At 35.0% G+C, this 5,534-nt stretch carries 5 protein-coding genes and 2 tRNA genes; 2 read left to right on the top strand and 5 right to left on the bottom strand.

Annotated features, from left to right (window positions below; genetic code table 11):
* Nucleotides 1–94 precede the first annotated feature (94 nt).
* Nucleotides 95–391: a hypothetical protein gene (locus GO685_RS03165; protein ID WP_175937541.1), complete on the top strand. Its 297-nt coding sequence runs from the start codon at nucleotides 95–97 to the stop codon at nucleotides 389–391.
* A gap of 136 nt (nucleotides 392–527) precedes the next feature.
* Here GO685_RS03165 and GO685_RS03160 read toward each other — a convergent pair whose 3' ends face one another.
* The 5 genes from GO685_RS03160 to GO685_RS03140 all read right to left on the bottom strand — a co-directional run bounded on the left by GO685_RS03160 (nucleotide 528) and on the right by GO685_RS03140 (nucleotide 4,624).
* Nucleotides 528–959: a hypothetical protein gene (locus tag GO685_RS03160; protein WP_175937540.1), complete on the bottom strand. Its 432-nt coding sequence runs from the start codon at nucleotides 957–959 to the stop codon at nucleotides 528–530.
* Between the two features lie 419 nt (nucleotides 960–1,378).
* Entirely contained in the window at nucleotides 1,379–3,295 is a 1,917-nt protein-coding gene (locus GO685_RS03155; RefSeq protein ID WP_175937539.1) for an ATP-dependent helicase, read from the bottom strand.
* A gap of 159 nt (nucleotides 3,296–3,454) precedes the next feature.
* A tRNA-Ile gene (locus GO685_RS03150) sits at nucleotides 3,455–3,528 on the bottom strand.
* 42 nt (nucleotides 3,529–3,570) lie between these two features.
* The gene (trxA, locus tag GO685_RS03145; protein ID WP_175937538.1) at nucleotides 3,571–3,894 is read right to left on the bottom strand and encodes a thioredoxin; all 324 of its coding nucleotides are present in this window, start codon (nucleotides 3,892–3,894) and stop codon (nucleotides 3,571–3,573) included.
* 109 nt (nucleotides 3,895–4,003) lie between these two features.
* On the bottom strand, nucleotides 4,004–4,624 hold the full coding sequence (locus GO685_RS03140) for a ribonuclease D (RefSeq protein WP_175937537.1): 621 nt from the start codon (nucleotides 4,622–4,624) through the stop codon (nucleotides 4,004–4,006).
* Between the two features lie 139 nt (nucleotides 4,625–4,763).
* On the opposite strand from GO685_RS03140, the gene GO685_RS03135 reads away from it, so the two are divergent.
* Nucleotides 4,764–4,836 (top strand) — tRNA-Gly (locus GO685_RS03135).
* Nucleotides 4,837–5,534 lie beyond the last annotated feature (698 nt).

Genomic DNA, 5,534 nt, shown 5'->3' with positions numbered 1-5,534 from the left:
TTATGCATTGGGTAACCTCTTATTGTTGCTAAAATACTGGAGTTTACCCTATTTCTCTCTCTACTCTCTTTCTAATCCATAGTTAGCGTTAAATGTGGATGGCGATACTCCTCTAGATTTAACTACTAACGAAGAAATAAAAGCTCTATTACAAAAAGAATCTATCACATCTACAACAGAAGAACAAACAAGCACTTTTTTTGACAGTTTTTTTAGTATACTTACAAAGCCTATTTCATTAATGGTATTATTTTCTTGCGGTTTAATATCATGGTTGCTTTGGTCTCACATAAAAAAAACTGAAGGAAATGCAGAACAATCTTGTGATCCATTAGTTGGACTAAATGATAGTGATTATAACGACCAAAATGATCTACATCTCTTCCAATAAAATTTAGTAACATATAGTGTTAATTCCGATTACACAAAGAGCAGATATGCCACTTTACACCGCTGTTTTACTTGCTTCAGTAAGGGCTTTTTCTTCAGATCTGTTCTCTGAGCAACGGTAGATAAAGTTGTGTGTTCTAGCTCATGAAACACCTTGATAAATCTTTATCCTTCGCTGTAATACCTAATAGACGTATTTCTGTGTTTGGTACCTTTTCAACTATTTCCCAGTCACTGATACAAATATCATCTTCTTGTTCTGATAATTCACAATCATTTTCGTTAACGATTTCCCATTCACTATTTTGGTAATCATTAATGAACCTTTCAATTTTTTCTGCTTCTACTCCGCTAAACTTATGTAACACTTTTTCACAGAGTTCAATCATCCTTTCTTTCGCGGAAGAACAAATTCCACTCTCAGTAAACTTCTCTAACGAATAGTCTATTTGAGCCAACCATTTCAAATCTTCTTTTTCAGAAGTTGTAATATCTATATTTTGATGCTGCTCATCCTGCTTTGGCTCTATTGTTATATAACAATCATCACTAAAGAAAAGATCTCTCAAACCTGTACAAAAAGGGCCATAGAGGAATTCATTCCATTTCTGATTTATTCTAGTAAAAAGATTGCTGAACACCTTATTACTCCTTGATTAACTTTATTAAATATTAGCACAATAAATTAAATTTAGCAAGCATTTTGTTAAAATATCAATCAGTTAGTAGATAATCACTAAGATAATATTTTAGATAATTCATATGCTAAAATATATTAATCTTGTATAGGTAAAAACCAGAAGTTTTATAAAGACATGCAGTGCAAATAGTGCGAAAAATAGTACGCAAAACACAAGTTTTCTTGTCGTTTTGACCTGTACAGATTGGAAAGTTAAATAAATAGCTTCAATACCGTGGTAAGGGAACTAAAGGAATTTGTTAAGTAGTTTTTTTTGTTCCTATTGGAGACAGTTGTTGTATGCCTATTTCAACAGTAGACAGCATCATTTCTAATTACCTTAACATTTTCTCTTGGTAGTTCTTTAATGAATCGCGAGGCATACATTGGTTGCCACTGGTTATTCACTTCCCTTCTGTCTGCGCATGAAATGATCAACTTTTCTTTTGCCCTGGTTATTCCAACATATGCAAGTCTTCTCTCTTCTTCCAAAGCTTTGCCACTGCTATCCTCAAAAGATCTTTGATGTGGAAATAGCCCCTCTTCCCAGCCAGGCAGAAACACACATGGAAATTCAAGTCCCTTGGCTGCATGAAGAGTCATAACATATACGGTGTTGTCATTATTCATATTATCCACTTCCATCACTAGACTTATGTGCTCTAGGAAAGTTGTAGCACTATCGAAATTTTTCAAAGATGAAATGAGTTCCCTAACATTCTCTATGCGTGCCAAACCTGTTACTTCTTCATTTTCAAGCATTTCAATATATCCTGATTGATTTGCTATAGTCTTAACAAGCTCGTTTAGCGGCTTTACGCTTACTATTTTTTCCCAAGTCTTGATTTTATTTAAAAAACCATTTAGTGAAAGTTTGATTTTCTCAGTTACTTGATTACTATCAACCAATGTTCTTGCTGCTTCAAAAAAAGAAATTCTGTTGTCTTGAGCGACCGTATATATCTTTTTCATGGTGGTCGGCCCTATGCTTCTTTTTGGACGATTTACTATCCTCTCGAAAGCTAGGTCATCATTATTGTTTATAACGAGCCTTAAATATGCGATTACGTCTCTAACTTCTTGACGTTCGTAGAATTTTACGCCACTTACAATCTTATAAGGAATTGAGTATTTTATAAAGTACTCTTCTAGAACTCTAGTTTGGAAAGTAGCTCTCACCAGCACTGCAATATCACTGAATTTGTATTTATTGAGCTTTAATATCTGTTCGCTTATGAACCTCGCTTCGGTTTTCCCATCCCATAGTTTTATTAGATTTACTTTCTCTCCTTTAATATTTGTTGTCCACAATTTTTTTTCTAAACGGGTTTTATTGTGATTGATAACATGTGATGCAGTTGCAAGTATATGGGATGTTGATCTGTAATTGCATTCCAGTTTGACGGTTTTTGCACCTTTAAAGTCATCGGAAAATTTTAAAATGTTTTCAACTTCTGCACCACGCCAACTATATATCGATTGGTCATCGTCTCCCACACAGCAAATATTTGAGTGCTCTTTTGCAAGGTATTTTAGCCAAAGATATTGTATTGCATTTGTATCTTGATACTCATCTACCATGATATATTTGAATTTATTTTGGTAGCAGGACAGAGTTTCAGTATTTTGGTTGAAGAGTTGTATATTGTATAGCAGTAAATCACCAAAATCGACAGAGTTAAGGAATTTTAACCTTTCTTGATATTGGCGATAGACTTTTAATGCGGTTACATATACTGGCCTAAATAATTGGGCCTCTTCCACTTCAGATGGCAGTAAACACTTTTCTTTCCATTTCTGGATTATATTCATAATGGTGCTATCTTTCTCTGATGGATTATTGGAACTTATTTCATTAATGATGTTTTTTATTACCTGCAATTGGTCATCTACACCAATGATTGTAAAATTGGAGTTTAAGCCTACAATTTCAGCATGACGGCGTAAAATTTTTGCTGCAATTGCATGGAAAGTGCCAAGCCATGGTATATTTGTGCCCGTGAGTTCAAGTACCCTTAATACCATTTCATTTGTTGCTTTGTTTGTGAATGTGACTGCTAATATTTCATCAGAATGAGCGTAGCCATTTCGAATTATATGCGCTATTCTCGAAGTAATTGTTCTTGTTTTTCCTGTTCCAGCACCGGCCAATATTAAAATTGGCCCATCTACGTTAATTACAGCCAATTGTTGTTCCGAATTTAGCAGTGAGAGATAATCATTCATTGTAGCCCTACCAAATATAGTCGCATAAGTTAACCCTATTGTTCACGCTCTGTAAAGTCTTTGTTTTGAATTTGATCTAGGCAGCGACAATCACTGAAGAAATTAGCCAAGATTTACAATAAGATACGTAAGAAAATATCGTGCATATACTAAAACCGGTGGGATTGGTAGGACTCGAACCTACGACCAATTCGTTATGAGCGAACTGCTCTAACCAACTGAGCTACAATCCCCTTCATTAATATTTATAATACACACAAAAACAAATTTGTCTATTAGCTTATTTCGCTATCAACCCAGCTTAACAAGTCACTTATTGCACCAATTTTGCGTGCAACTTCCTTGCTGTCTTGAAATATGATCAAAGTAGGTATGGATTGAATCCCATATTTACTCGGCACTTCAGTTCCTTCATCTATATTGAACTTGCAGACCTTAACTTTGCCCTTCTTATCTTTAGCTAACTGTTCAATGCGCGGCATTAGACTTTTACATGGTCCACACCACTCTGCCCAAAAGTCCACTAATACAAACCCCTTGTAATTACTGACCTCAGACTTAAAATTTTGATCATTTATTGATGTAATATCGTCACTCATAAAATACCTAGCTAAATTTGTACAATATAGCGCACTTACCAGCAGCTAATCAACTAAATTCTTACTGAGTAGCCTGAAAAATTGCCTAAAGCGTTTTGCATAGCTTCCATTACACCTGATGACTAAAGATGTCCACATTTTCCCACCCAATTAAATCTAATTTAACACGAGTAGGAAGAAATTCAAAGCACTTTTGAGCTAATTCTTTTCTGTTTTCACGTTCCAGCATAGAATCTAGCTTTTCCTTTATTTTATGGAGATATAAAACATCAGATGCAGCGTAACTTTTTTGCTTATCCGTTAAATCCTCACTTCCCCAATCAGAGGATTGCTGCTGCTTATTTAACTTAGTATCAAGCAATTCTAGGCATAACTCCTTTAGGCTATGATTATCTGTATAAGTACGAACCAAACGTGAAGCTATTTTTGTGCAATAGCATGGAAGTGCCCAAGTTTTCAAGTAATAGCGTATTATGCTGACATCAAACCGTGCAAAGTGAAATATTTTAGTTATATTCTTATTCCCGAATATTTTTCTTAAATTTGGAGCTGTATAATCACTTTTCAATTGAACCAAGTGAGCGTTGCCATCGTTAAAAGAGAGCTGTACAAGACACAACCTGTCTCTAACATGAAGTAGCCCCATTGCCTCTGTATCAACAGCTATAGACCTTACGTTATCTGGTATTGAACTAGCCAGCAGGTCATCTTTATGTACAAATATCCTCATAAGGCTTTGTGAAATATTGAAAGACTAATAATAATTGAAAGTGAGTTTTAAGTACACAAATAATAGACAGCTCCTAACATTTTAGTATGCATGGTTTACAAATCGTTGTATATGCCTATAATTTAAGAAGTGAAAGGCTGCGGGAGTAGTTCAGTTGGTAGAACGCAACCTTGCCAAGGTTGAAGTCGAGGGTTCGAACCCCTTCTCCCGCTCTTTTTTTCAAAAATCATTCAAAAAATTTGCTTGACAACCTTCGCCATTCCTTTTATCATGTAACTGAAGCTATCCATTTGGCTTCAGTCTGTGCAGATTAAACGACAAGAGTATTAAGATTGGTGTCTTATGTTTAATTTTTTGCACTATGTGCACCTTATGTCTTTATTAATTTTACCTAGACTTCTAGGTTTTTCCCTATACAAGCTGAAACGCGCTTATAAGTCATTTAAGACAGTATAGTACGCCAATTTGCAGGATTAGAGAGTGAGCAACTTCTACTATGGGGTTCTTTTGTCTTTTTTTCTGCTTAGTAAGTTTCTTAGCGCTTAAGCTAAGGGTCTGTTGCAGTTAAAAGTCGCTAAATTGCAGCGTTCAAGACTTAAAAAAACGCCAATACTGAGAATAAATACTGACCAGGGCTTCTTTTGCTTTTTTTTAGCCTTGCTACTCGTTAGCGCTGCATTAGCTATATCACATGAAATTGTACAATAGGCTCAGCTTAACATAAAAAACTTTACTTTTTGAAATTTTGTGTTACGCTCAAGCTCAAGTATAGTTCGCTATTAGTAAGGGGTAGTTACCATGAATAAAGAAGACGCTTTAAAAACGCTAACTATGGATTAGAAAGAGAGTAGAGAGAGAAATAGGGTAAACTCCAGTATTTTAGCAACAATAAGAGGTTACCCAATGCATA

The sequence above is a fragment of the Wolbachia endosymbiont of Madathamugadia hiepei genome (assembly GCF_013366855.1).
Classification (GTDB): domain Bacteria; phylum Pseudomonadota; class Alphaproteobacteria; order Rickettsiales; family Anaplasmataceae; genus Wolbachia.
Note: the sequence above shows the minus strand (reverse complement) of the source record. Positions and strands in the feature narration are given on the sequence as shown.

Coding starts and splice junctions, on each gene's coding strand:
- trxA (WP_175937538.1), bottom strand. CDS start 3,894: ATGAGTGACGATATTACATCAATAAATGATCAAAATTTTAAGTCTGAG.
- GO685_RS03140 (WP_175937537.1), bottom strand. CDS start 4,624: ATGAGGATATTTGTACATAAAGATGACCTGCTGGCTAGTTCAATACCA.
- GO685_RS03155 (WP_175937539.1), bottom strand. CDS start 3,295: ATGAATGATTATCTCTCACTGCTAAATTCGGAACAACAATTGGCTGTA.